At 27.9% G+C, this 24,717-nt stretch carries 28 protein-coding genes and 1 pseudogene; 7 read left to right on the forward strand and 22 right to left on the reverse strand.

Annotated elements, in window-relative coordinates:
* On the reverse strand, nt 1–1,815 hold a 1,815-nt coding region (locus AVBRAN12637_RS07910; protein ID WP_336615643.1), incomplete at its 3' end, for a molybdopterin-dependent oxidoreductase.
* Between the two features lie 239 nt (nt 1,816–2,054).
* Complete coding sequence (locus tag AVBRAN12637_RS07915) at nt 2,055–3,425, reverse strand: GntP family permease (RefSeq protein ID WP_214118575.1); 1,371 nt, start codon at nt 3,423–3,425, stop codon at nt 2,055–2,057.
* Nucleotides 3,426–3,507: 82 nt separating this feature from the next.
* Between AVBRAN12637_RS07915 and AVBRAN12637_RS07920 the strand changes: the two genes are divergently transcribed.
* Entirely contained in the window at nt 3,508–4,011 is a 504-nt protein-coding gene (locus AVBRAN12637_RS07920; RefSeq protein WP_336607519.1) for a gluconokinase, read from the forward strand.
* Here the strand turns inward: AVBRAN12637_RS07920 and AVBRAN12637_RS07925 are convergent.
* A complete protein-coding gene (locus AVBRAN12637_RS07925; RefSeq protein ID WP_336615644.1) occupies nt 4,008–4,481 on the reverse strand; it encodes a thioredoxin domain-containing protein in 474 nt (157 codons plus the stop codon). The two genes, AVBRAN12637_RS07920 and AVBRAN12637_RS07925, sit on opposite strands and share 4 nt — an antisense overlap.
* Before the next feature lie 77 nt (nt 4,482–4,558).
* The gene (locus AVBRAN12637_RS07930) at nt 4,559–5,272 is read right to left on the reverse strand and encodes a DUF4198 domain-containing protein (protein WP_214120361.1); all 714 of its coding nucleotides are present in this window, start codon (nt 5,270–5,272) and stop codon (nt 4,559–4,561) included.
* Between the two features lie 195 nt (nt 5,273–5,467).
* Here AVBRAN12637_RS07930 and AVBRAN12637_RS07935 point away from each other — a divergent pair, with 195 nt between their 5' ends.
* Nucleotides 5,468–6,100 carry a superoxide dismutase gene (locus AVBRAN12637_RS07935; RefSeq protein ID WP_214150353.1) on the forward strand — a complete coding sequence of 211 codons (633 nt, stop codon included), beginning with the start codon at nt 5,468–5,470 and terminating at the stop codon, nt 6,098–6,100.
* Between the two features lie 22 nt (nt 6,101–6,122).
* On the opposite strand, the gene AVBRAN12637_RS07940 is transcribed toward AVBRAN12637_RS07935, so the two are convergent.
* Genes AVBRAN12637_RS07940 through AVBRAN12637_RS07965 form a run of 6 tightly spaced genes read right to left on the reverse strand, consistent with a single transcriptional unit; the run spans nt 6,123 to nt 10,253 of the window.
* Nucleotides 6,123–6,641, reverse strand: coding sequence for a hypothetical protein (locus AVBRAN12637_RS07940; RefSeq protein WP_214118565.1), 519 nt, complete (start codon nt 6,639–6,641; stop codon nt 6,123–6,125).
* Nucleotides 6,634–7,155, reverse strand: a complete 522-nt coding sequence (locus tag AVBRAN12637_RS07945) for a hypothetical protein (protein WP_336615645.1) — start codon at nt 7,153–7,155, stop codon at nt 6,634–6,636. Before AVBRAN12637_RS07945 ends, AVBRAN12637_RS07940 begins: the two co-directional genes overlap by 8 nt.
* Nucleotides 7,145–8,116, reverse strand: a complete 972-nt coding sequence (locus AVBRAN12637_RS07950) for a hypothetical protein (RefSeq protein ID WP_336614434.1) — start codon at nt 8,114–8,116, stop codon at nt 7,145–7,147. The genes AVBRAN12637_RS07945 and AVBRAN12637_RS07950 overlap by 11 nt, the downstream gene beginning before the upstream one ends.
* Entirely contained in the window at nt 8,109–8,744 is a 636-nt protein-coding gene (locus AVBRAN12637_RS07955) for a lysophospholipid acyltransferase family protein (RefSeq protein WP_336615646.1), read from the reverse strand. Before AVBRAN12637_RS07955 ends, AVBRAN12637_RS07950 begins: the two co-directional genes overlap by 8 nt.
* Nucleotides 8,725–10,026 (reverse strand): tRNA (N6-isopentenyl adenosine(37)-C2)-methylthiotransferase MiaB, encoded by a 1,302-nt coding sequence (gene miaB / locus AVBRAN12637_RS07960; protein ID WP_336615647.1) that lies wholly within the window; start codon nt 10,024–10,026, stop codon nt 8,725–8,727. The genes AVBRAN12637_RS07955 and miaB overlap by 20 nt, the downstream gene beginning before the upstream one ends.
* Nucleotides 10,023–10,253, reverse strand: a complete 231-nt coding sequence (locus tag AVBRAN12637_RS07965; protein WP_214118556.1) for an HP0268 family nuclease — start codon at nt 10,251–10,253, stop codon at nt 10,023–10,025. The genes miaB and AVBRAN12637_RS07965 overlap by 4 nt, the downstream gene beginning before the upstream one ends.
* Nucleotides 10,254–10,371: 118 nt before the next feature.
* Between AVBRAN12637_RS07965 and nusA the strand changes: the two genes are divergently transcribed.
* A complete protein-coding gene (gene nusA / locus AVBRAN12637_RS07970) occupies nt 10,372–11,466 on the forward strand; it encodes a transcription termination factor NusA (RefSeq protein ID WP_214118554.1) in 1,095 nt (364 codons plus the stop codon).
* Complete coding sequence (locus AVBRAN12637_RS07975) at nt 11,463–12,446, forward strand: pyridoxal phosphate-dependent aminotransferase (RefSeq protein ID WP_214118552.1); 984 nt, start codon at nt 11,463–11,465, stop codon at nt 12,444–12,446. Before nusA ends, AVBRAN12637_RS07975 begins: the two co-directional genes overlap by 4 nt.
* 16 nt (nt 12,447–12,462) lie before the next feature.
* Here AVBRAN12637_RS07975 and AVBRAN12637_RS07980 read toward each other — a convergent pair whose 3' ends face one another.
* The 9 genes and pseudogenes from AVBRAN12637_RS07980 to AVBRAN12637_RS08015 all read right to left on the reverse strand — a co-directional run bounded on the left by AVBRAN12637_RS07980 (nt 12,463) and on the right by AVBRAN12637_RS08015 (nt 19,564).
* A complete protein-coding gene (locus AVBRAN12637_RS07980) occupies nt 12,463–13,026 on the reverse strand; it encodes a D-sedoheptulose-7-phosphate isomerase (RefSeq protein WP_214118550.1) in 564 nt (187 codons plus the stop codon).
* Entirely contained in the window at nt 13,016–14,395 is a 1,380-nt protein-coding gene (gene rfaE2 / locus AVBRAN12637_RS07985; RefSeq protein WP_214118548.1) for a D-glycero-beta-D-manno-heptose 1-phosphate adenylyltransferase, read from the reverse strand. The genes AVBRAN12637_RS07980 and rfaE2 overlap by 11 nt, the downstream gene beginning before the upstream one ends.
* A complete protein-coding gene (locus AVBRAN12637_RS07990) occupies nt 14,392–14,901 on the reverse strand; it encodes an HAD family hydrolase (protein WP_214150611.1) in 510 nt (169 codons plus the stop codon). Before AVBRAN12637_RS07990 ends, rfaE2 begins: the two co-directional genes overlap by 4 nt.
* Before the next feature lie 81 nt (nt 14,902–14,982).
* Nucleotides 14,983–15,090, reverse strand: a pseudogene (ccoS, locus tag AVBRAN12637_RS09840) (cbb3-type cytochrome oxidase assembly protein CcoS); the annotation flags it as partial.
* Nucleotides 15,091–15,225: 135 nt separating this feature from the next.
* A complete protein-coding gene (nusB, locus tag AVBRAN12637_RS07995; protein ID WP_214120575.1) occupies nt 15,226–15,612 on the reverse strand; it encodes a transcription antitermination factor NusB in 387 nt (128 codons plus the stop codon).
* Nucleotides 15,602–16,072 carry a 6,7-dimethyl-8-ribityllumazine synthase gene (ribH, locus tag AVBRAN12637_RS08000; RefSeq protein ID WP_214118534.1) on the reverse strand — a complete coding sequence of 157 codons (471 nt, stop codon included), beginning with the start codon at nt 16,070–16,072 and terminating at the stop codon, nt 15,602–15,604. Before ribH ends, nusB begins: the two co-directional genes overlap by 11 nt.
* A 2-nt stretch (nt 16,073–16,074) precedes the next feature.
* A complete protein-coding gene (gene kdsA, locus AVBRAN12637_RS08005; protein WP_214120573.1) occupies nt 16,075–16,959 on the reverse strand; it encodes a 3-deoxy-8-phosphooctulonate synthase in 885 nt (294 codons plus the stop codon).
* Nucleotides 16,956–17,897, reverse strand: coding sequence for a DMT family transporter (locus AVBRAN12637_RS08010; RefSeq protein WP_250325870.1), 942 nt, complete (start codon nt 17,895–17,897; stop codon nt 16,956–16,958). The genes kdsA and AVBRAN12637_RS08010 overlap by 4 nt, the downstream gene beginning before the upstream one ends.
* Before the next feature lie 2 nt (nt 17,898–17,899).
* Nucleotides 17,900–19,564 (reverse strand): lactate permease LctP family transporter, encoded by a 1,665-nt coding sequence (locus AVBRAN12637_RS08015; RefSeq protein ID WP_336615648.1) that lies wholly within the window; start codon nt 19,562–19,564, stop codon nt 17,900–17,902.
* A gap of 181 nt (nt 19,565–19,745) precedes the next feature.
* Here AVBRAN12637_RS08015 and AVBRAN12637_RS08020 point away from each other — a divergent pair, with 181 nt between their 5' ends.
* The gene (locus AVBRAN12637_RS08020; RefSeq protein WP_214118527.1) at nt 19,746–20,675 is read left to right on the forward strand and encodes a ribose-phosphate pyrophosphokinase; all 930 of its coding nucleotides are present in this window, start codon (nt 19,746–19,748) and stop codon (nt 20,673–20,675) included.
* A gap of 31 nt (nt 20,676–20,706) precedes the next feature.
* On the opposite strand, the gene AVBRAN12637_RS08025 is transcribed toward AVBRAN12637_RS08020, so the two are convergent.
* Nucleotides 20,707–21,516: a hypothetical protein gene (locus tag AVBRAN12637_RS08025; protein ID WP_336609778.1), complete on the reverse strand. Its 810-nt coding sequence runs from the start codon at nt 21,514–21,516 to the stop codon at nt 20,707–20,709.
* A gap of 159 nt (nt 21,517–21,675) precedes the next feature.
* Nucleotides 21,676–22,167, reverse strand: a complete 492-nt coding sequence (locus AVBRAN12637_RS08030; protein ID WP_214120445.1) for a flavodoxin domain-containing protein — start codon at nt 22,165–22,167, stop codon at nt 21,676–21,678.
* 143 nt (nt 22,168–22,310) lie between these two features.
* Here AVBRAN12637_RS08030 and AVBRAN12637_RS08035 point away from each other — a divergent pair, with 143 nt between their 5' ends.
* A complete protein-coding gene (locus AVBRAN12637_RS08035; RefSeq protein ID WP_239803667.1) occupies nt 22,311–22,661 on the forward strand; it encodes a hypothetical protein in 351 nt (116 codons plus the stop codon).
* Nucleotides 22,662–22,670: 9 nt separating this feature from the next.
* Nucleotides 22,671–22,985 carry a hypothetical protein gene (locus AVBRAN12637_RS08040; protein ID WP_214120444.1) on the forward strand — a complete coding sequence of 105 codons (315 nt, stop codon included), beginning with the start codon at nt 22,671–22,673 and terminating at the stop codon, nt 22,983–22,985.
* 52 nt (nt 22,986–23,037) lie between these two features.
* Here the strand turns inward: AVBRAN12637_RS08040 and AVBRAN12637_RS08045 are convergent, their stop codons facing one another.
* Nucleotides 23,038–24,621 carry a DASS family sodium-coupled anion symporter gene (locus AVBRAN12637_RS08045; protein WP_214118516.1) on the reverse strand — a complete coding sequence of 528 codons (1,584 nt, stop codon included), beginning with the start codon at nt 24,619–24,621 and terminating at the stop codon, nt 23,038–23,040.
* Nucleotides 24,622–24,717: the final 96 nt, after the last annotated feature.

Raw genomic sequence — 24,717 nt, forward strand, 5'->3', positions numbered from 1 at the left:
ACTTGCTGCTGCTTTTTCTCTTGATTGTTCGTAAAAGTATTTAATCCATTCATTTGCAGTTTTACCCTCTGTAAAAGCTTGGTATTTTTCTTCACCAAAATGCTTAATAATTCCACAAAAAATATCATAATCATTTCTTGAGTTATACATAGGCTTTATACATTCTTTCATAGCGAAGATATATTTGTTTGTATGTGCTTTAGTTATATCATTTCTTTCTATTTCAGTAGTAGCCGGTAGAACTAAATCAGCATATCTTGCACTAGCAGTCCAAAAACAATCTTGAACTATAAAGCTATCAACCTTAGCAAATGCTTTTAATTGTCTATTTCTATCTTGATGATGGTGCATTGGATTACCACCAGCCCAATAAATTGACTTAATTAAAGGGAAGGTCTTAACTTTGCCATCAAATTCATATTCTTTACCAGGATTTTCAAGCATATCTACTATTCTTGAAACAGGAATTACTTCGTTAGTTCTATTATCCCACTCCCCTTTTATAGTAGTTTTTGTGCTAATTCCTGCAAGTCCAGGAAAACCACTAAAATTATTTGCTTTATCTTCAATATTACCACTATTAGCATTGCCCGTAACTGCACCCGGAGTTGGAACTCCACCATCTGAATAATGGTAGCTAAACCCATATCCACCACCATCAAGTCCAATTTGTCCTAAAACAGATGCAAGAGTTATCATAGCCCAGTGAGCTTGCTCTCCGTGATGAGCTCTTTGAAAACCCCAACCTGCCATAATCATAGTTCTATTTTTAGCCATAAGTTCTGCTAATTCTTTTATTTTTTCTGCTTTTATACCTGTGATTTTTTCTGCTAATTCAGGAGTTTTTGGATTATTCTCATCAAATAATCTTTCTTTTAATTTAGCAAATCCTACCGTGTATTTTTTAAGGAATTTTTCATCGTGAAGATTGTTTTTAATTAAATGATAACACATTGCTTCTACTAAGGCAACATCAGTTGTAGGATTAATAAATACTTGTTCTGCACCTAAAAATCTTGCTGTATCATTATATACTGGGTCAATATTAATTACTTTTATTTTTCCATCTTTAACTAATGCTTGTAATTTTTCTAAATAAGGGTAAGTTTCATGTAATGGCACACCCCAAGCAATTTGATTTGTATTAATCATATCATTTGACCATAAAACAACCACTTTTGAATGCTCTAATACATTGTCCCAAGAAGTTTGCTTAGCACTTGATTCATCAACACCACTAACATAAGGAGTAATTGCACGAATACAATGAGTTGAGTATGTAAGAGTTCTAGTAGTACAACCTCCTGCTATATTTAACATTCTTCCAAGTAAGCTTTGTGGGTTATTAACGCTTCCAACGCAAAACCAACCATAACTACCGCCATAAACAGCATTAGAGCCATATTTTTCATAAACTCTTTTAAGCTCATTAGCTACTAATTCATAAGCTTTTTCCCAAGTAATCTCAACAAATTCTTCTTTACCCCTTAAGTTTTTAGGAGCTTTTTCAAATCCTTTTTCTAAAACACTTTTTCTAACACTTGGGTTTTTAATTCTATCTTGTGAATATACTCTATTTACTACACCATTCATAAGAGTTGTTGGTTTAAAATCCCCATTAAAAGCCTTAAATCCTTCAACTTTGCTACTTCTAATAATTGGATGATAAGCTCCAAAATGTGAAGCACTAATTAAGCTTTCATCTATTTTAGGAATAGCGTTTTCACCAATAAAATCAACAGCACCTAAACTTGACGCACTAGCTGCTACTCCTGCTGCACCTTTTAAAAAGCTTCTACGAGATAACTTTTCCATAAATTCTCCTTAAAAATTTAAATAAAACTTAATTTTATAAGTTAGATAAAATTATAATAAAATAATTTAAGAATTAAGTAAATGGAATAATATATTCTTAATTATTATATAGATATTAAATACCCCCCCCCAATAGCAAAAAGGAATAATATGTAAATATAATGAAAACTATATTATTTAAGAAGAATTAATTAAAAATGGAATTTAAAATATAATTTTAAATTCCAAAGCAAAAAACACTAAAATATAAGATTAAATAAAGCTAAAATTATAAGTATAAATACAAAACCTATAACACCTATTAAAGTTTCTAGCATAGTCCAAGTTTTAAGAGTTGTTTTTTCATCTAAACCAAATAAGCCTTTTACAAGCCAAAATCCAGAATCGTTAAAATGAGAGCAAACAACACTACCACAAGCTATTGCTAAAACGATAGCAACTTTATCAAATTCTGCAATTGATGTATTTGCTGCAATAATTGGTGCCATTAAACCAGCTGTTGTAGTAAGTGCAACAGTAGCTGAACCTTGAGCAATTCTAATAATTGCTGCTATTATAAAACCAGCTAAAATAACAGGAACGCCTAAATTAGCTAAAGTTCCAGCCAACGCATCACCTATTCCACTAGCTCTTAAAACACCGCCAAACATACCACCTGCACCGGTTACAAGCACTACAGAACAAATTGCAGGAAGAGCTTTTTCACAATATTTTTCAAGATTTTTAGCACCTAAACTCTTATTAAATACAATAATACAAATTATTAAAGTAATCATAAGAGCGATTGGAGTTTGACCTATTAGATTTAAAACATTAAAACATATATCATTTTTTGCGATTATTTCTAATTTTTGCATAGATGAGATAATTGCACTTATAAAAATCAATACTACAGGGGTTAATAATATAAATATTACGGTTAAGAATTTAGGTTTATGTTTAATTTCTATTTTTTCATCTTCAAATAAATCTGGTGCTTTAAAATACATTTTTTTACCAGAATAAAGCCCAAATAAATACGAGCTAAAATACCAAGTAGGAAGACCAATAATAAGTCCTAATATTAAAACCCAACCAACATTAGCGTCTATTGTAGCTGCTGCTGCAACTGGACCTGGGTGTGGCGGTAAGAAAACATGCATTACAGAAAATGCACCAACTGAAGGAAGTGCATAAGTTAAAACAGAACCTTTTAATTTATGAGCTACGCTTAATATAACAGGCAACATTACAATTAACCCTGCATCAAAAAATATAGGGAAAGCAAAAATCAATGAAGCTAAACCTAGTGCAAATGGAGCTCTTTGCACCCCAAAAAACTCAATTAAAGTATCAGCTAATACTTGAGCTCCACCAGAAACTTCTAAAATTTTACCTATCATAGCACCAATACCAACTAATAAAGCAACACTTGCTAAAGTTGAACCAAAACCACCAAGCATTACTCCTAAAATTTTATCAAGCGGCGTATTGGCTGCTAAAGAAGTTAAAAAACTTATTATTATTAATGATATGAAAGCATGAATTTTTAATTTCATAATCATAAATAATAATAAAACAACCGCAACTGCGGCAACACATAATAAGTAAGAAGCACTAAGCTCTTGCATTATTTCTCCTTTTATTTGAATTTATGTAATATTAAGAAAAATAGGTTAAAAATAGCAAGATTTTTATAAAAAAGGATAATTAATGAAACATTATAATATTGTTGTGATGGGAGTTTGTGGTTGTGGCAAAAGCACAATAGGTGCTATGATTGCAAATAGTTTAGGAGCAAGTTTTATAGATGGAGATGATTTACACCCAAGAGCAAATATAGAAAAAATGCAAAGTGGAAATCCATTAAATGATTTGGATAGAGAACCTTGGCTTGAAAGAATTGCTGATGTATTTTACTCAATTTCAAGAAGAAACCGCTCTTGTGTCATAGCTTGTTCTGCATTAAAAAAACAATATAGAGATAAAATAAGACAATCTGGTAAAATTATCTTCATTCATTTACACGGCTCAAAAGAATTAATAATGCAAAGAATGAGTAAAAGAAGCGGTCATTATATGAAAGAAAATATGATTGATTCTCAATTTTCAACATTAGAATTTCCACACAATGAAGATTTAGTAATAAATATTGATATTACCCCACCTATTGGAGAAATTGTGGAAGAAGCTTTAAATCGTTTAGAAGAATTTTAATTATTTTGCATTTCTTTAAAAACAGATATTATTTCTTCTTGACTTAAAATACCAATATGAAAATAATAAGTTTCATTATTAAATTTCATTTCTTTAAATTTCATACCAACACTTGAATTTGGTTTGAAATTTTCTCCTTCTTGAGTGTAGAAAAATTGTATAGGTATAAGTGAAATTGGAAAAACATTTAAAAGCTCGGGATTTTCAAATATATCTATATTGAAAATTTTTATATTAGGGTCTGCTAATTCATCATAAACTGATTTTAAAATAGGCTGAAACTGAATACAAGAAGAATTACTTTTATTACAAAAATTAAGCAAAATATAAGATTTATATTCTTTTATTATATTATTATCAATATATTCTAGCTCAAAACCATTAGTGTTACTATAAGTTCCCTTATTGTAATAAAAATACCAAATACCAAATGCCGCAATTAATAAAGCAAAAAAGACCTTAAGTCTCATAATAAAACCTTTAAATTTAATTTTGGTATTTTAAAACAATATTTTTAATCCCTAATAAAAATTAGAGATTAAATAATTTATTTAGATTTAAAACTTAAAGTAGCAGTAAGCTGTAAAGTATCTCCGTATCTATCAAGATTATAAGGCAATTTTATACCAGCCGCAATAATTTGTAAGCCATCTTGAGGTTTGCTAAGAGTTAAAGTTGCAATACCTTTTTCATCGGTTGTAATATCATCTATATCATCATTTTGGTCTTCAAATTCAACCCCACTAATAGGTTTTCCATCTAATAATACTTGAACTTTTAATTTATCCCCTACTTTTTTGTCTAGTGGATTTTCTAATGGAATTATTTCAAATTTTAACCCTAAAGGCTTACTTGATGCTTCGTCCCAAGCGAATATACTTTTACCCATTTTAAATATTTTTCTAGTTTGGGTTACTTCATTTGCACCTGTAATGTCGGTAATTTCATTTCTAGCTTGAGAATAATGTTTGCCATCTTTTGTAAAAGTGTAATAACCAAAATCATAATTTACACTAGCTACTGATGGATTACCTTCTATAAAGATTTTATTATTTAAATAATCATATCCAGCTTTAAGCTTTTTACCCTTAGAATCTTTTGCACTTACACCAAATATTCTATCGCTTTGAAATTGACCCCAATGATCATCAGCCCAAAATCCAACTTTATAACCATCATCTGTTTTCATTGGAAAAAATTGATGAGCAAATGCAGAACTTGCAACAAAAATACTAGCTAATGTAATTTTACTTAACTTCATAATATATCCTTTTTTTAAATTAATTTGATATTGATTATTATATGAATTATTTATTAATTTTTTCTTAATTTGATAATAATTTTAATTTTCTTTAATAAATATATTTTTTACAAATAAAAAAGGATTTTAAATAAGATAAATATTATCTTTTTTTTGATATATTTTTAATACAAATTTTAAAATTAAGGAGAAAAGATGTTTAAATTAAGAACATTAAATTATGCAACAAATGCGTTTTCAGGCTTTTTAACTGAAGAAACTTTCAATTATCACTATGGTAAACATCATCAAACTTATGTTAATAATCTTAACAATTTGATTGCTGGAACAGAATTTGAAAAAAAAGATTTAGTTGATATTATCTTAACTTCTAAAGATGGTGTTTTTAATAATGCTGCACAAGTTTATAATCACGATTTTTATTTTGACTGCATTAGTCCAAAAGAAAGCAAAATGAGTGCTGAATTAGAAAAAGCAATTAATGAAGCTTTTGGAACCTGTTCAAACTTTAAAGATGAATTTATAAAAGGTGCTACAGGCTTATTTGGTAGTGGATGGTTTTGGCTTGTGTATAATACTACAAGTAAAAAACTTGAATTAGTAAAAACAAGCAATGCAGCAACTCCAATTACAGATAAATTAATTCCTTTATTAGTTGTTGATGTTTGGGAACACGCTTATTATATTGACCACAGAAATGCAAGAGCAGCTTATCTTGAAGGTTTTTATAAGCATATTAATTGGGAATTTGTATCAAGCGCTTACGAATGGGCTTTAAAAGAAGGCTTTAATTCTGTTAAATTCTATGCAAATGAATTGCATAAATAATTCTTAGCCTACTTTTGTAGGCTTATCTTTTATATACTTGAATGTTAAATTGTGCTTTTATTAAATTCTTATCAGATTTTAAAACTATTGGGAAATGAACTCGTAAAATATTTGGAAAATTATCTAAAGAATCTATGAAATCATAAAAAATAGTTGGACTTGTTATTTTTGTGCTTACTGATAACTGATAGCTTACATAATCTTCGCTAAAATCTAAATTCTTATCTAAATTCACTTCATCAAAAAAAGTCTTGCAATGATTTTTAAATTTTTCAATATCAAATTCATTATGAATTTTTGCTAAATTGGTTTTATTCTCTGATAAATAATCATTTAATTGTCTTTCAATACTTTCATTTTTTGCTTTATTTTGCTGAAATTTTGAATTTGAAGAGCTTAAAACTTCATTTGCAACTTTTAATTTATTTACACTTGGGATTATAAGCAAAGCACTAAGAGTAAAAATAGTAATCAAAAATATACTCAACCATAATAGCAACTTTACTATATCAATTTTACTCATACTATTATCTTTATTCATTAAAACCCTCAGAATTTTCAATAGTGTTGATGCTTACAAAGTTATACCAACCAGAATTTAATTGTATAAAATTAGTTTTTGATGTTTCAAAAATACTTTGAAGCGGTGTTTGCAATAAATTATTATAAATTTCTTTTGTTGGAGTAATTCCTTTAATCAATAAGCTTTTTTGCTCCATTAAAACTTCATTTAAAACTATACTATCAGGAACTAAGTCAAATAAATTTTTTATACTCTTTTTTAAATTTATATTAGAAGCTTGTATATCACTTACTAAAGCTATATATTCTTTATTTAAAATAATTTCATTCCTATTTTTTCCTATTAATTCTATCATTGTATCACTATTTTCTTTGGCTTGTTGTGCGTCGCTATATGCTAATTCTTGTTTTATTTTTATAAATACAGCAAAAAATATAATTACAAAAATAATGAAGATTAAAAAATAAAAGCATAATTTATTAAATTTATTTAATATAGGTTTTTGTTCAGCATTTTTAAGACTATATATCAATTTTTGCTCCTAAATCATTACTGCTTAATTTTAACATTTCCTTAAATATATCAATTGTATATACAATAGGCTTTATTAATAATTCACTTTCAATATAAGAATGCATAGCTTTAGAACTTTTTTCATGTTCAAATATAATAATATTATTAATAAAATCACTATCATAAATATTGTTATTATAAAATTCTTTAATCGCACTATTTATATATTCAAATATTTGCATATCCAAGCTAAATGATTGTAAATTTTCATTCAAATCAGAATTTAAATCAGCTCCTAAATCAAAATTATCATCAACCTTTACATTATCAAATTCATCAAAATCAAGTTCTTCTAATGTATCGTTATTGCTATCTAATTCAATTTCTTCTTCTAATTCTAAAGATTGATGGTCTTCTTCATTATCTTTGTTGATTTTAAGCTCAAAATAACTACCAAATTTAAATTTTTTACCATCATAAATCATTAAAGTAATGAATTCTCCGTATTTTAACACAAATAAACTTATGCCATCAAATACAAAACCATCTGATTTTTTATCTTGAATTAGTTTAAACAATATGCTAAAAGGAGAATAAATTAAATCCACTTGCAATTCATCAAAAACAATATCAGCATTAATTAATTCAGTTTTTGCCGCATACAAAAACGAGTTATCAAAGATTTTTAAATTAACAGCACTGCTATCAACACCAAATTTTTGTAAATCTGTTTTATTAATTGTCGGCACCATTCCTTGACCGATACTAGTAAATAAAAGTGAAACATAAGTAAAATAATGATTATCAATTAAGGTTTTTATATATTTTAGTAATTTATTTTTATCTTCTTCAATAAAAGTTCTTTGATGAATTTTAATAATTTTTTCATTTTTAACAGAATAAGCTTCTATACTACAACTTTTATCCTTAATTACTAAATTAATAAAAATAGTTGATAGATATTTTCTTATATTAAACATAAAAACCTTCTTCATTTAATTTAAGCTCTAGTTTATTAAATTCCTTATTTATTAAATTAACAGAATTTTCTTCATCTAATAATATCGGTTTTGAAATAATATAAGCAATTGTAGAAAATGGCTTAGCCAAAATCATCTTATCCCAACTTTTAGCCCTATAAAATCTACTTGCAGCATTATCAAAAATAATCGTAGGAATTTTATATTTTAAAGCTATTTTATAAGAACCTGCTGAAATGCTATGATAAGGCCCTCTAGGTCCATCAGGAGTAATATATACATCATGACCTTGTCCTAAAAGACTTTTAATTTCAAGCAATGCTTTAACTGGAAAATCATAAGTGCTACCCCTAACAGCATTTATATTAAAGTATTTCATAACACTAGCAATTAATTCTCCATCTTTGTGATTACTTATTAATACATAAGGCTTTTTTTTATAACCATTTTTCTTCATATAAGCAAAAATAAAAGCCATCATAGTAAGTTTTCCATGCCAAAAAAGTACTATGCAAGGCTCTTTAGGTAAAGTTTTTTCTCCATAAAATCTTTTTTTACAAGTTAAATAAATAATATTTAAAAGTATAAATATTATAAAAGCTAAAATTTTAACTTTGTATTTCGCCATAAAGGGTTGTCCTAGAAGTCTTTGTAATCTTTACATCAACCATTTTTCCAAGCAATTCTTCGCTACCATTTACAACTATTAAGAAATTATTATCACTTCTTCCTGCTATAGTTTGATTTTCTCTTAATTCTTCAAAATATACTTTATAAGTTTTATTTAATTGTGCTGCACTAATCTCATCTAAAATTTCATTGTATAAACTTTGTAATTTAGTTAGCCTTGCACTTGCTATATTTTCAGGAATTTGATTTGGCATTGTTGCTGCAGGTGTTAGTGGTCTTTTAGAATACTTAAATGAAAAAATTTGCTCAAATCTAATTTTTCTCATTACATCAAGTGTTAATTCAAAATCTTCATCGCTCTCACCAGGAAATGCCACGATAATATCTGTTGATATACTAGCACTTGGAACTAATTCTCTTAATTTTAAAGCCCTATTTATAAACCATTCTCTAGTATAACCACGCTTCATAGCTTTTAAAATACTTGTGCTACCACTTTGTAAAGGCATATGCATACTTTTACAAATTTTAGGATTTTTTGCAAAAGTTTCTAAAAACTTATCATCCATATGAAGTGGGTGTGGGCTAGTAAATCTAATCCTTTCAAGCCCATCAACCTCGCTAATCTCATTTAAAAGGTCTGAAAAATCCATTTTAGAATGGTTACTTGAAAATCTTTTACCATAATTATTTACATTTTGTCCTAGCAAAAATACTTCACTAGCTCCGTTACTAACGGCTTTTTTTACTTCATTTAAAATAATATTTTTTGGAATGCTTAGCTCATCACCACGAGTGTGTGGGACGATACAATAAGCACAATGCTTATCACAACCTATCATAATATTTACATAGCTTTTATAAATACTATTCCTAAAATCAGCAAAAGCAAAATCGCTTTCATCGTAATTTATATCATTACTTATAAATTTTGGAGTTTTAATTGCTTCTGTTATACGGCTAATATTTCTTGCACCTAACACAAAATCAACTTGTGGAGCACGCTTAAAAATCTCGCTACCTAAATGTGAAGCCGTGCAACCACAAACGCCTATTTTTGCTCCTTCTTTTTTCTCTTTTAAAAAACCACCTACTTCACTAAAAAGCTTATGGACTGGTTTTTCACGCACACTACAAGTATTTATTAATATTAAATCAGCTTCTTTTTTATCTGTAGTTACTTCATAACCTTCTTTAGTGGTAAGCTCTGCAATCATACGCTCACTATCGCGAACATTCATTGCACAGCCTAAAGTTTCTATATATAATTTTTTACTCAAAGTATATGTACCTCATAAATAAATTCATCTTCTACTAAACCATATTTAACCGTATTTACATATACCTTAAAATTATTTAATTTTTCAACTAATTTTGTAATATCTTCACTAGAATTTGAATGGTCTAAAAATATAACCTTTTTTTCTTCAAGTATTTTTATAACTTCTTCAATAGTAACTTCTTTTGGTTTTGAATTTAAAGTTTGTTTTGCTAATTTAAATTTCATCTCATATCCTTTTTTAAATTAAAAAAATAAAATAATAACAAAAAGTTCTTTCATTAAACTTATTAAAAGTTATTTTTTATATAATAATAGTCTTCAAACTTCAATTAAAGGTAAAATCTTGGAAAGAATAGTAGATATAATAGAATCAATTGCGAATGAGAAATCATTGCCAATAGAAGAAGTAAGTGAGCGTGTAGTAAAAGCTATTACAAATACTGCTAAAAGACTTTTTGGTGATGATAAAGAATTTAGTGTAGATGTTAAAAAAACTCTTTGTGTATATCAAAATCTAGTAGTTGTTGCAAATAATGATGAGTTAGCTAATAATGAAAGTAAATATATTAGCCTTGATAAAGCAAAATTAGAATCAAGTGAAGTAGAAATCGGAGATACTTTAAAATATGAAATATCTTTTGCAAATCTTGATAGAACTGCAATAAATTGGCTTTATAAAGAATTAGAATATAATGTGCAAAGACTTGTAGAAGAAAAATTATTTGAAAAATACCAAAGTATGGTTGATAGATTAATTTTTGGAACGGTAGTATTTGTTGATAATGATGAAAATACTTTCATAGAATTTGATGAAATTAGAGCAGTATTACCTAGAAAAAATCGTATAAAAGGCGAAAAATTTAAAGTTGGTGATGTATTAAAAGCTGTTATTAGAAAAGTTAGTGTTGATAAAAAACTAGGCTTAAAAGTTGAAATTTCAAGAACTTCTCCTAAATTTTTAAATGCACTTTTAATGCTTGAAGTTCCAGAGATTAAAGATGGTGCTATAGAAATTATTAATTGCGCTAGAATTCCTGGTGAAAGAGCTAAAGTTTTATTAAAAGCTAACTCAATCAATATTGATGCTGTAGGTGCTAGCGTTGGAACAAAAGGTGTTAGAATTAATGCTATTAGTAAAGAATTAAATGGCGAAAATATAGATTGTATAGAGTATTCTAACGAACAAGCTATTGTAGTTTCTCGTGCTTTAGCACCTGCAATTATTAATTCAGTTACGATTGATAACGACATAGCTAAGGTTGTAATAAATCACGACCAAAAAAGTAAAGCTATAGGTAAGCAAGGAATTAATATTAGGTTATGCAATATGCTAACAGGACTTAATATTGAATTAATTGAAGTTGGCACTGAAGCAGAAAATCATATAAGCTCAGAAGAAGCAAAAGCAAATCTTGAAAATCTATTTAAAAATATATGATTGATTTAAGCAAAAACGAAAATACTTGTAATACTTTAGATATTAAAGAGATAATTAATAGTATTGAATTTAATAAGTATTCTTTTGATAAAAATTATAAATTATTAGATGAATTAGCTAATTTTTATAATTTAAAAAGTGATAATTTTGTTCTAGGTAATGGCTCAAGTAATGTTATTTATATGAGCCTTTTAGCATTTTATAAATATTCAAATTCCAATGTTCATTTAATATCACCATTACCTACTTTTGACTTAACACTTTATTATGCTAAAAATATAGGTTATAGTATTGATGGGTTTTACTTAGATAGTGAGTTTAATTTTGATATAAATAAAATAAAAATAATCCCAAATAAAATAAATATAATCTATCTTGTAAATCCAAACAATCCAACAGGCCTAATGCTAAGCAAAAAAGATTTAAATGAATTAAACTCAATTTGTAAAGATAATGTATATATGCTTTTAGATGAGGCTTATTGTGAATTTGCTGATGATTTTTATAGTTTAGAATTTGCAAAAAATCCAAATATTTTACATATTAGAACATTTTCTAAAATGTATTCATTAGCAGGTTTAAGAGTTGGATATGGGATAGCTCATAATAAATTAATATCAATTTTAAAAGATTTTTTTAGTCCTGATGCTATTAATGCTTTTGCTTTAGAGTGTGCAATTTTTGCCCTAAAACAAAAAGACTTTGCAAAAACTACAAGAAAAATTATTAACGATAATAAAGCTTTATTAGAAAATGAATTTGAAACTTTAAATATAAAATATTTTAAATCTCATACTAACTTTATTTTACACGAAATTAAAAGCACAAAATATGCTGATTTTATGAAAGAATGCGGGATAATAGTTGGAAGACCTATAGATAATTATCCTTTATTAAATAGAATTAGCATAGGAAATATTAAACAATTAAAAGAATTTATAAAAGCATTAAGGCTAGCTAAAAATCATAATTTAGTTTGAGCTTTAAGCTCAAACCTTATTTATCTTTAAAATAATTATCCAGTATTTCACAAATACAATGTATTGTGAAAATATGAATTTCTTGTATTCTTGGCGTATCCTTACTAGGTGCTTTTAGGGCAAAATACGGACTATTTTCTAATTTTTCACTAGCTAATAAAACGCATTTGCAACCAATTTTTCTAGCTTCTTCAAGTGCTAAAATAACATTTTTACTAGTCCCGCTAGTGCTTATACCAAACACTATATCTTCACTTTTAGCAATAGCATTTACTTGTCTACTAAACACATATTCATAGCCATAATCATTACCGATTGCAGTTAGTGCTGAAGTATCTGTGCTAAGTGCAATAGCACTAAGACCATTACGCTCACATTTATATCTTCCACTAAGTTCGGCTGCAAAATGTTGGGCATCTGCAGCACTACCACCATTGCCAAAAATCAATAATTTTTTACCATTTTCCAAAGCTTTTTTTATAATATCAGCTACTTGAATAATATCTTTTAAATATTCTTCATTAATATTATCATAAGCTTTTTTGTGCTCGTTTAACTCATTTTTTAATTTATTTAACATATAACTCCTTTATTTTTTCTATAATATTTGTGGTTGAATATCCTGTTTTAAATTCTATTAATTTTACTTCTTTTGCATATGATGAGCCAACAACTTCTTTTCCTTCATAATCAGCACCTTTTACCAATATATCAGGCTCTAAAGTTTTAATTAAATTAATTGGCGTATCTTCACTAAATTCACAAACATAATCTACAAATTCTAAAGCACACATCATAGCTTTTCTAGTCATTATATTATTAATTGGTCTATTTTCGCCTTTTAATCTCTTAATACTTTCATCAGAATTTAAACCAACAACTAAAATATCTCCTAACTCCTTAGCTGCTCTTAAATAACTAAGATGCCCGTAATGCAAAATATCAAAACAGCCATTGGTAAAAACTATTTTTTTACCTTTACTAAGTTGTTTAATCTCATCTATATTTTTAAATTTATAAAATTCATTATCAAAATTTATAATCTCATCAAGCCCTACGCTAACAGCCCCTATCTTACCTACAACAATAGCAGCAGCTTTATTAGCTAAATCTATGCTTTTACTAATATTAAAATCATTCGCTAAGAAAAATGATAATGATGAAATCACGCTATCTCCAGCACCGGTTACATCAAAAACTTCTTTAGCTAAAGCATAATGGCGATTTAATTTATTATCATAAACAGCAGCAATTCCATTGCTACCTAAAGTAATTAATGGTATTTTCAAATCCAATTCTTTTTGTAATTTTTCTAATGATTTTAATAATATATCATCATCATATTCATTAAAATTACCTAAAAATTCACAAGCTTCTTTGTAATTAGGCGTTATTAAATCTATGCCTTTAAACTTATAAAAATCTTTCTTAGGGTCTGCTAGGCTTAAAGTATTGCTATCTTTTGCAAATTTAATTATTTTTTGTGCTAAATAAGGACTAACAACTCCTTTATCATAATCACTAAAAATAATTACATCATATTTATCATTGCGTATTTTATCAAATAATTCATCAGCTAATTTATCGCTAATTTGCTCTGTGCTTTCTATATCTATTCTAACTATTTGCTGATTTGAGCCAAAAATACGAGTTTTTGTAGAAGTTTTTCTATCTTTTTGCTTAATTATATGGCAAGTTATATTTTGTTTTTGCAATTCACTTTCAATAAATCTAGCACTATCATCATCTCCAATTACACTTAAAATACTAACATTTGCACCTAATTTTGCAAGATTATTAGCAACATTTGCCATACCACCTAAGACTTTTTTCTCACTTTTAGGAGTGATTACTGGAACTGGTGCTTCTGGACTAATTCTAGTGCAATTTGCGAAAACATAAATATCGTGTATTAAATCTCCAATTACTAAAGCTTTAATATTTTTCATTCATAGTCCTTTTTTATATCTAATAAATTATTCACTTTTTTACAATATTCAAATTCTTTTAAATCTTCATTAAACAAATAACGATTATTAATATTTGCATTTATAGCCGCTTGCATATCACTTACTTTATCGCCTATAAAAATTGAATTAAATAAATCTAAATTAAATTCTTTAGCTGCTTGTAAAATAAGACCAGCTTTTGGTTTTCTACATTCACAATTATCACTAGGTATATGCAAACAAGAATAAATTTTACTTATATTAATTTTATGATTTTTAAACTCATTTAAAATTGCTTCATTAAAAATATCCATTTGCTCTTTTGTAAAATACCCACGCCCTACTCCACTTTGATTTGTAATTATAAAAATCAAATAATCTTTATCTTGAAAGAATTTAACTATCTCAAAAATATTAGGCATAAATACTAATTTTTCTAATTCATAAACATAAGAAAAATCCTTATTAATTACCCCATCTCTATCTAAAAATAAAGCCTTTTTCATATTTTTTAATTCCATTTTTCTTTGTTCTAAAATAATTGCATCATTTAATGCTTCTTCACTATCATTTAATTCTAAAAAGCCATTATTTTCGGTAAATTGTTTATTTTTAAAACCCCAAATAAAAGCAATGATTACTATAAAAGCTAATAATATTGATACCCCTATCATTAGCATTAAAACATTTTCCATATTTATCCTTTTTGATTATTTTAATAAATATCATAAAACTATTAGGAATTTAATTTGGAAAATAAAATATAAAAATATCTATTAAAATATTCAACGAGTAATTAGCTAATATAAAAAATATTAGCTAATTTAAAATTAATTTCTAACTTTATCTAATACACCATTAATAAGCTTAGGTGCATTATCACTTGCATATTCTTTAGCTAGTTCAATAGCTTCATTTATAACAACAGCTTTATCTGTTTTTGTAAAAAGCAATTCATAAACACCAAGTCTTAAAATAGCTTTTTCCATACCACCTAAATTACTAACTTCATTGCTTTCTAAAATACCTTTTAAACACTCATCTATTTTTAATAGATTTGCTTGAACGCCGTTAAATAATTCTAAAGCCCATTCACGAATAGCATTTCTTATTTTATGCTCTTCTAAATAATCATTTACATGCTCACTATTTTGAACATAATCAAATGAATACAATAAACTTACAACCGTTTTTCTAGCTTGATGTCTAGTTGCCATTTTGAACTCTTTGTAAATTTAGCATTTCAATAGTAGTTACCATAGCTTCATAACCTTTATTGCCACTTTTAATTCCTGCTCTATCCATAGCTTGCTCTGTAGTGTTTGTTGTAAGAACACCAAAACTAATTGGAGTATCATTTGCTAAAGTTATAGCTGCAACACCCTTAGTGCATTCTGCTGATACATAATCAAAATGTGGAGTATCTCCACGAATAACAGCACCTAAAACCACTATTCCATCATAATTTTTCTTCACTGCTTGTTTTAAAGCATAAGGTAATTCAAAAGCACCAGGAACTAAAATTAAATCTAAATTCTTTTCATTTCCACCAAAACGAACAAAAGCATCTTTAGCACCTTCAACTAATTTATCAGTTATAAAACTATTAAATCTAGCATTTATTATGGCAAATTTCTCATTACCATTTAATTTTAATTGTCCTTCAATAATATTCATACTTATTCCTTATTTAATATTTTCAATAATAAATTAATTTTCTCTTCTAATTTGCTAGTAGCTACCATATTAGGTCCATCGCATAAAGCTTCGCACGGATTAAAATGTGTTTCAAAGAAAAATCCATCAACACCAACTCCAGCAGCAGCTCTTGCTAAAGGCAATACAAAAGAACTATCTCCACCACTCTTACCACCTGCTGCTCCAGGCATTTGAACGCTATGTGTAGCATCAAATATAACAGGTGCGAAATTTCTCATAATTTTAAGAGATCTCATATCAACAACTAAATTCCCATATCCAAGACTAGTTCCACGCTCAACCGCTAAAACACCGGCTTCTCTTGCCATTTGATGAGCTTTTGAAAAATCTTCATCTTTTAAATCTTTAAATGATAATTCTCCAATATCAGAGCAAGCAAAAAAACTTTCATCATTAGTTTTATAATCATACCCTCTAGTCTGTGCTACTTTTGCTACGCTATATTTCATATCACTTGGATTTAAAAATTGACCTTTTTTAATATTTATAATAGCTTTAGTCTTAGCGGCTGCAACTAATAAATCAGTTTGTCTGCATAAAAAAGCTGGAATTTGTAGAGTATCAACAACTTGAGCTGCAATTTCAGCTTGATAACTCTCGTGAATATCTGTAATTATTTTATATCCAAATTTAGATTTTATATCAGCTAAAATCTGCAAACCTTTTTCAAGTCCAGGTCCTCTAAAACTATCTAAACTTGTGCGATTTGCTTTATCAAAACTTGATTTAAAATAAAAATCAATTTGTGGATGTTTTGCAATTTTTTCTAATCTTTTTGCAACTTCTGTAACAATTTCAGGACTTTCTATAACGCAAGGTCCTGCAAATAATATTATTTTTCTCATTTTTTATTATCCTTACTTAAACTTATTCCTATACCACCTATTAAAACGCAGATTATACCTGTTAAAACTACAAAACTTGGTAAATCATCTCCTAAAAGTATTCCTAAAAATAAAGTAAATACAACATCAATATATCCAACTCCAGCTACAACCCCAGCCTTTTTAGCTGCTTTATAGGCTTTTGTTACATATATTTGGTATAGAATCGATAAAGAGCCCATTAAAATAATTAAAGTCCATATTTTATATCCAACAGGCATTACAAATGTAGCAAAAGCAAAATCAAAATGCCTAATAATACTCTCATTTAAATACTCTCCGCCTAGCATAGATAATATAGGTAAAATTGTTCCTAGTATAAAAAAACTTGATGCTATAACTTCAGTATTGTAAAACTTTCCTAATTCCCTAGCACTTGTTAAAGCAAGCGCTGCTGTTAAACCACTTAAAACACCTAAAATTGAGTTTTTAATATCAAAACCACTATGTAAATGTTCAGGTGCAAATGGTTGAATTATTAACATTACACCACCAAAAGCTAATAATAAATATAAAATACTTTTAAATCCTAACTGCTCTTTAAAAAACAAAAATGCAATTAATGCTACAAAAAGTGGATTTGTTTTTTGAAAAGCAAAAGCACCGCCTAAAGAAATATTAGCGACATTATAAAAGAAAAAATATAAAGAAATAGTTCCTATTAAACCACGAAAAAACAATAAAGAGAACTTACCACCTGATTTTTTATGTGGAATTTTATAAATCAAATAAGCTATAAAAATAACTCCAATAACATTTCTAAAAAACATTATTTCTACACTAGGCATAGTATTTGCAAGTAGTTTTGCACAGCACCCCATGAGTGCAAATGCAAAACTAGCAATAACCATAAAATATATTCCTAGATTTTTTTTAATTAACCTTTTTAAACTAAGCATAATTATTTAGCTAAAGGAATACTAGGTGGTATAATTCCAGGCATAAAATATGCAATTAAGCTTACCCAAATTCCTATAATTATTATCATAGCTATTGAGTATTTAACTGTGTATTTAAACAACTCACTCTCGCGTCCTACAAGACCAACAGCAGCACAAGCAACTGCAATACTTTGTGGAGATATCATTTTACCAACAACACCACCTGCACTATTTGCTGCTAGGAATAATGTGTCATGAAATCCTAATTGATGAGCTGTAACTTGTTGTAAAGAACCAAATAAAAGGTTTGCACTTGTATCAGAACCTGTTAAGAATACTCCAATCCAACCAATTACAGGAGAGAAGAATGTAAATGCTCCACCAGTTTGTGATAATGCAATTCCTAATGTTCCACTAGCTCCACTATAATCAGTAATTTTTGCAAAACCAACAACTAAACCAATAGTTAAAATAGGAAACGCCATTTCTCTTAAAGTATCATTAAAGCATACTTTAGCATCACTAGCTTTTACTTTTAAAATATATATACTTGCAATTGCAGCAAATAAAATAGCTGTTCCTGGAGTGTTGATTAACGGAATTCCTAGTCCTAAAGGTTGAGTTCCTGCTTTTCCACCTTCTACAAGTGATGGTTTAATAACTGCTAAATCACCTAAACTAGCAAATGATAATTTAAGATTTGTAAATGCTAAAGCTGCATCAGTTCCAAATAATGATTTAAACCAACCTTGAGTCCATATAACAACAAATACAATTAACAATAAGAAAGGTGACCAAGCATAAACAATTTCTTTGATGCTTAAAGTTTTTACATCGCTAAAATCTTTTTTATCATCAAATCTTACAATATTTTTAAGTTTAAATGTTTTTGCAGCAACAGCAGTAGCTACTAAAGAAACAATAGCTGAAATAATATCAGGTAATTCAGCACCTAAGAAGTTTGCTGATAAAAATTGTGCTATAGCAAAAGAAATAGCTGCAACAAATACAATAGGGAAAGTTTCTTTAATACCTTTCATACCATCCATTAAAAATACTATAAAAAATGGAATACAAAAACTAAACGGAGGTAAAATTCTACCAACCATAGCAGCAACTTCATATTGTTGTATTCCAACAGCTTGAGCCATTGCAATAATTGGAATACCAATAGCACCAAATGCAACAGGAGCTGTGTTTGCTATCATACAATATCCAGCTGCTTGTAATGGTCTAAGACCTAAACCAACAAGTAAAGCAGCAGTAATTGCAACAGGGCCACCAAATCCAATAGCACCTTCTAAGAATGCTCCAAAACAAAATCCAATGATGATTACTTGAATACGATGATCAGGCGTAATTGTCATAATACTTTGTTTAATTACTTCAAATTGACCTGATTTAATTGAAAGCTTATAAAGAAAAATAGCTGCTATTATAATCCAAGCAATAGGCCAAATACCAGTAGTAAAACCTACTATAATACTAGCAAATGCAGCATTTAACGGCATTTTATAAGCAAAAACTGCAACAAGAATGGCTGTAACAACAGTTAAAAAACCTGCCACATAACCTTTTGTCTTAAAAACCACTAGGCAAAGAAAAAAGCAAAGTATAGGTAAAAACGCTACAAATGCACTTAACCAAATGTTGCCAAGTGGGTTAAAATTAGGTGTAAATTCCATAATTTTCCTTTCGTGATAAGATTTTAATATTTTAATTTTAAATGCTGAATTTAGCATATAATAACAACAAGATTAAGAATAATCGTAATATTTTTAACAATATGTTACTTTTTGTAACAAATTTACAAATAAGTTTTTTAAGATATAATAGCTCATTTTATTAATTTAGAAAGGTTATTTTATGAGAGGTTATACCATTTTTTCGGGTTCTGCAAATATTCAATTTGCCAATAAAGTCGCTCAAAGATTAGATTGTAAATTAAGCGATGCTGGAGTTAAGCGTTTTAGTGATGGAGAAATTAGCGTTCAAATTGGAGAAAGTGTGCGTGGTAAAGATGTATTTATTATCCAAAGCACTTGCGCACCAGCGAATGATAATTTAATGGAATTATTAATATTAACTGACGCATTAAAAAGAAGTTCAGCTAATTCAATCACTGCTGTAATTCCTTATTTTGGATATGCTAGACAAGATAGAAAAGCAGCTCCTAGAGTTCCAATTAGTGCAAAATTAGTAGCTGATTTAATGCAAACTGCAGGAATTAGCCGTGTAGCTACTATTGATTTACATGCAGGTCAAATTCAAGGATTTTTTAATATCCCTGTTGATAATTTATACGGGAGTATTATTTTTAACGAGCATTTAAAACAAAGAGATTTAAGTAAAGCAGTAGTTGCAAGTCCTGATACAGGTGGAATTGTTCGTGCAAGAGCTGTTGCAAAAGCACTAGATTTAGAACTTGTTATTGTTGATAAACGCCGTGAAAAAGCTAATGAAAGCGAAGTTATGAATGTAATTGGCGATGTAAATGGTAAAGATGTAATTATAGTTGATGATATGATTGATACTGCAGGAACTATTGTTAAAGCTGCTGAAGTATTTAAAAAATTAGGAGCTAAAAGTGTAATTGCTTGCTGTACTCATCCTGTTTTAAGTGGAGCAGCTTATGATAGAATAGAAAATGGTGCTTTAGATGAATTAATAGTAACTGATACTATACCACTAGCAAAAGAATGTAAAAAAATAACAGTTTTAAGTGTTGCACCTTTATTTGGGGAAGTTATTCGCCGTGTTTATCATAATGAAAGTGTTAATGGTTTATTTTCATAATTAAATTTTTCATAATTCCTAATTTAATTAATTAGGAATTATTTTTTAAACTTATAGCTAAATAATCCAAATCATCTTCGCTCAATTTATTTGTATTAATAATAAAATTAATATATTTAGTTTGAATATAAATTCCTTGATAATCTATATATTTTATTTTCTTATACTTGACTTTAAATAAGAAAAATCCATATTCAAATTCTAAAAAATCATCATAAAAATTAATTTTGATTAAATTAAATTTTAGCTCAAAAACTAGCGTAATTATAGGATTTAAAATAATTAAAAAATACATTATAATAATTTCATCACTATATTTAAACGCTGCGATTATAAAAATAAACCAAATTAATAAAATCAAAAAATATTTATTAAAAGTCTTTAGCCTTATACTATGTTTAAGTAATGGTAATTCATAATCATCAGGGTATTTGCCTTTAATATTTAGCATATAAAATATACTCGCAAAAAACATAAAAAATGGGAAAATATATTTTAAATCTTCATAATTATCTCTTACTTTGTATCGCTCATAAATAAAGCCATTTGATTCTAATTGTCTTATTTCTGGATAAAATACGCTAGGAACATAGTAAATAGCTACTTTTTGCCCTATGAGATTTTTTGCATAACTTTTATCTTCTCTTGCTATGAAAGTTTTGTGATTTTTATTATTATCAATCATTTTATAATGCCATATAATATAATTTCTTTTTCTAAAAATCCTAAACGTTTTCTCATGAACTATCTTTTCTACATCATACAATACACCTTCAGCCTTTTTAAGTTCATTAAGATTTTTTGTATGATCGCTTATATATTCTAAGCTATAAAAAATCATTATAAAAAAAGTTACAAAAATAAAAAACGCTGAAACTAATTGAAATAAAAATAATAAAAAATTAGCTTTTTTATCATAACAAAGTCTAAAAATAAATATTAAGTATAAGTGTTTAAAAAATGCTAACATTACCAAAAAGGAAGCTTAGCTTCCTAAAAATTATAAATATTTTTTAATATTTTCAACCCAAGCATTAATTCTTGCTTCGTTTTTATCTCCATCAGCTTTATCAAGGCAAAGTCCTCTTAAAGCTTTTCCAAATTGTAATCTTGAGAATGTGTAGTTATAATCACTTGAGCAAACTTCGCCTATAAATCTTGCTCCACTAAAAGCTAATTTATCATAAAAATCAGCTACACCAGAGCAAAAACTATCAGGATGTCTTTCTTGTCCGCCAACACCAACGATAGCTACATTTTTATCGCTAAAATCAATAGTATTTAATAATTTTACTTTACTTCCCCAATCATCAGCCAAAGCACCAAAAAAATAGCTTGAACTCATTAAGATTAAAGTTTTATATTCTGATAATGCGTTTATTTCAACATCTTTAATATTTATAACATCAGCACCAATTTTTGCTGCGATTTGCTCTGCAAAAGCTTTAGTAGTACCACCTTTTGTAGCATAAAAAATACCAACTTTTTTCATAACTTCTCCTTAAAATTAAAATGTAGTTTCATTGTAGCTTAAATAAGATAATTTTTGTTTTAAATATTTTAAAATTATTTTAAGCAACTTTTAAGATTGGGGGGGGGTATTATATGGCTTTAATTTTTTATTAAGGAGTGTAAATGGATACGAATAGTATTTTAATGAGTATTCAAGACAAGTTGCCAAAAGACGGAATGGCTGTAATTAATTTAAGAGAAAAGTTAGAGAGAATGAACGATGCTGAAAGAAAAAACTTTTCAGACAAACTACTTGCTGCAAAGCTTAAAAATCCTACTACTGGAATTATATGTGCTATGTTTTATGTAGATAGATTTTATCTTGGCTCTATTGGTTTAGGCATACTTATTTTTATACTCAAATTCATTACTTGTATGTTTGCAATAGGAATTATATGGTGGATTATTGATATTATAAATATTGGCAAAAAAGTTAGACAATACAATTATCAACAAATTTTACAAATTATATAAGGATATATCGTGAAAAAAATATATTTTTCTTTAATTGTGGTTAGTGCATTTTGTATAGGTTGTGGTTCTATACCTAGTTGTGATGATAAAGAAGTAACTGATGTTGTTACTCAAATTGTTAAAAAACAAGTTCCTAATATTTCTTCATTAGATATTTCGTATTCTGGATTTATGACTGAAAAAATAGATAAAGAAAAAAAACTAATTAGATGTAAAGCTGAAATGAAAATGACAAATAAAGACACAAAACAAAGTGCTGAAAATTGGTTTGATTATAGTGCAAGATATACTGATGATGGTATGGTATATGTGGAAGTTTATTAATAATTTTGTGTTTAGAATTTGAAATAGGAATTTCCTATTTCAAATTCTTAAATCAATAAAAGCCTAATATCTTCCACCATACCAAGCCAACACAAATCATAACTGCTATATCAATAACACTTACAATAAAACCTATTATCCACCATTTATTAAGACTAACATAACCACTACCAAATACAACAGGAGCAGTCCCTGTAGCATAATGCGTAAGTGCCATCATAATATTTCCTGCAGCTGCTAACATAAAAGCATATAGCATAGGTGGTGCTCCTAAATCAAGCCCTGTTTTATAAAATACTAAAAACATTGCTGAAATATGAGCTGTTGTGCTTGCGAAAAAATAGTGCGAATATAAAAACGCTAAAGTAAAAAATATCATTACAAAAGTTACACTAAGCCCTAAAGATGAAGCTGCCATTTTTAACTCTTGTCCTAAAAATGCAGCTAAACCTAATTTATCAAGCATAGTAGCAAGCATAATTAAAGCAGCAAACCATACTAATGTATCCCAAGCTGTCTTTTCTGCTAATAATTCATCGTATTTTAAAACACCAGTTAAAAGCGCAATTGCAAGTCCTAAAGCCGCCACACTAGCAGGATCAAATGTCAAAGCCTTTGCGTATTCGCTAAAACCAAACCAATTAGCAAAATTACTAGGCATTCCAGCCCATAAGAATAAGCACAATCCAAAAATACTAAGCATAATTTTTTCATCTAAGCTAAATTTACCCATAGCAGCTAATTCTTTTTTAGCTAATTCTCTTGCATCAGGTGTTTCTTTAAGTTCAGGTGGGCTTAAAAAATAAATCACTAATGGCATAAGTAATATCGCACACATTCCAGGAACAAACATTCCTAAAGCCCATTGCCCCCAAGTAATACTAATATTTGCATTAGTTGCATCTGAAATTAGCTTTACTACCAATGGATTTGGTGCAGTTGCGGTAATAAACATAGCAGATGTAATTGGATTTGATTGATAATTTACAAGGCTAAGATATGTTCCTGCTTTATTTGCACTGCCGTTATTTGGCTCTGAACCTAGAGCTTTAGCAATTGATTGAACTATTGGATTAATTATACCACCGCCCCTTGCAGTATTTGATGGAGTAATCGGAGCTAAAAACACTTCGCTTAAAGCAATTGAATATCCTATACCTAAAGTTTTTTTACCAAATATGCTTAAAAAATAAAATGCTAATCTTCTTCCAAGACCAGTTTTGATAATACCACGAGCAAGCATAATAGATATTACAATAAGCCATATTAAGCTATTAGAAAATGCACTTAAAGCATCTTTAATAGCAGCCTTACTTCTAGCAGCTCCACTAATATCAGCACTAACACTAATTGTAGAAATTGCTATAAAAGCAATAGATATTAAGCTAACTGCACCAAGTGGCATTACTTTTAAAATAATACATAAAACAGTAGCTATAAAACAACCTAAATATATCCAAGAAAGTCTTGCATCAAATAAGCTTAATTCTAATAATTTTTGTTCTGAAAAATCAGAATGAGCCTTTAATAAAGCAGCTTGTTTAATAGAAATTAGACTTTCAGGAACCGGAATAAATACAAATGAAATAGCTATTAATATACATAAAATAGCTAAAGGAATTTTATCCTTAGTCATAACATCTCCTTTTAAAAAAGTAAGTAATTATAATAAGAATTTATTAAAAAGAAAAATAAAGTATATTTTTTAATAATTTAAAGATTAATATTAAAT

The organism is Campylobacter sp. RM12637, from assembly GCF_020137645.1.
Classification (GTDB): domain Bacteria; phylum Campylobacterota; class Campylobacteria; order Campylobacterales; family Campylobacteraceae; genus Campylobacter_E.

Coding starts and splice junctions, on each gene's coding strand:
- AVBRAN12637_RS07915 (WP_214118575.1), bottom strand. CDS start 3,425: ATGCAAGAGCTTAGTGCTTCTTACTTATTATGTGTTGCCGCAGTTGCG.
- AVBRAN12637_RS07920 (WP_336607519.1), top strand. CDS start 3,508: ATGAAACATTATAATATTGTTGTGATGGGAGTTTGTGGTTGTGGCAAA.
- AVBRAN12637_RS07925 (WP_336615644.1), bottom strand. CDS start 4,481: ATGAGACTTAAGGTCTTTTTTGCTTTATTAATTGCGGCATTTGGTATT.
- AVBRAN12637_RS07930 (WP_214120361.1), bottom strand. CDS start 5,272: ATGAAGTTAAGTAAAATTACATTAGCTAGTATTTTTGTTGCAAGTTCT.
- AVBRAN12637_RS07935 (WP_214150353.1), top strand. CDS start 5,468: ATGTTTAAATTAAGAACATTAAATTATGCAACAAATGCGTTTTCAGGC.
- AVBRAN12637_RS07940 (WP_214118565.1), bottom strand. CDS start 6,641: ATGAATAAAGATAATAGTATGAGTAAAATTGATATAGTAAAGTTGCTA.
- AVBRAN12637_RS07950 (WP_336614434.1), bottom strand. CDS start 8,116: ATGTTTAATATAAGAAAATATCTATCAACTATTTTTATTAATTTAGTA.
- AVBRAN12637_RS07955 (WP_336615646.1), bottom strand. CDS start 8,744: ATGGCGAAATACAAAGTTAAAATTTTAGCTTTTATAATATTTATACTT.
- AVBRAN12637_RS07965 (WP_214118556.1), bottom strand. CDS start 10,253: ATGAAATTTAAATTAGCAAAACAAACTTTAAATTCAAAACCAAAAGAA.
- AVBRAN12637_RS07975 (WP_214118552.1), top strand. CDS start 11,463: ATGATTGATTTAAGCAAAAACGAAAATACTTGTAATACTTTAGATATT.
- AVBRAN12637_RS07980 (WP_214118550.1), bottom strand. CDS start 13,026: ATGTTAAATAAATTAAAAAATGAGTTAAACGAGCACAAAAAAGCTTAT.
- rfaE2 (WP_214118548.1), bottom strand. CDS start 14,395: ATGAAAAATATTAAAGCTTTAGTAATTGGAGATTTAATACACGATATT.
- AVBRAN12637_RS07990 (WP_214150611.1), bottom strand. CDS start 14,901: ATGAAAAAGGCTTTATTTTTAGATAGAGATGGGGTAATTAATAAGGAT.
- nusB (WP_214120575.1), bottom strand. CDS start 15,612: ATGGCAACTAGACATCAAGCTAGAAAAACGGTTGTAAGTTTATTGTAT.
- ribH (WP_214118534.1), bottom strand. CDS start 16,072: ATGAATATTATTGAAGGACAATTAAAATTAAATGGTAATGAGAAATTT.
- kdsA (WP_214120573.1), bottom strand. CDS start 16,959: ATGAGAAAAATAATATTATTTGCAGGACCTTGCGTTATAGAAAGTCCT.
- AVBRAN12637_RS08010 (WP_250325870.1), bottom strand. CDS start 17,897: ATGCTTAGTTTAAAAAGGTTAATTAAAAAAAATCTAGGAATATATTTT.
- AVBRAN12637_RS08015 (WP_336615648.1), bottom strand. CDS start 19,564: ATGGAATTTACACCTAATTTTAACCCACTTGGCAACATTTGGTTAAGT.
- AVBRAN12637_RS08020 (WP_214118527.1), top strand. CDS start 19,746: ATGAGAGGTTATACCATTTTTTCGGGTTCTGCAAATATTCAATTTGCC.
- AVBRAN12637_RS08025 (WP_336609778.1), bottom strand. CDS start 21,516: ATGATTTTTTATAGCTTAGAATATATAAGCGATCATACAAAAAATCTT.
- AVBRAN12637_RS08030 (WP_214120445.1), bottom strand. CDS start 22,167: ATGAAAAAAGTTGGTATTTTTTATGCTACAAAAGGTGGTACTACTAAA.
- AVBRAN12637_RS08035 (WP_239803667.1), top strand. CDS start 22,311: ATGGATACGAATAGTATTTTAATGAGTATTCAAGACAAGTTGCCAAAA.
- AVBRAN12637_RS08045 (WP_214118516.1), bottom strand. CDS start 24,621: ATGACTAAGGATAAAATTCCTTTAGCTATTTTATGTATATTAATAGCT.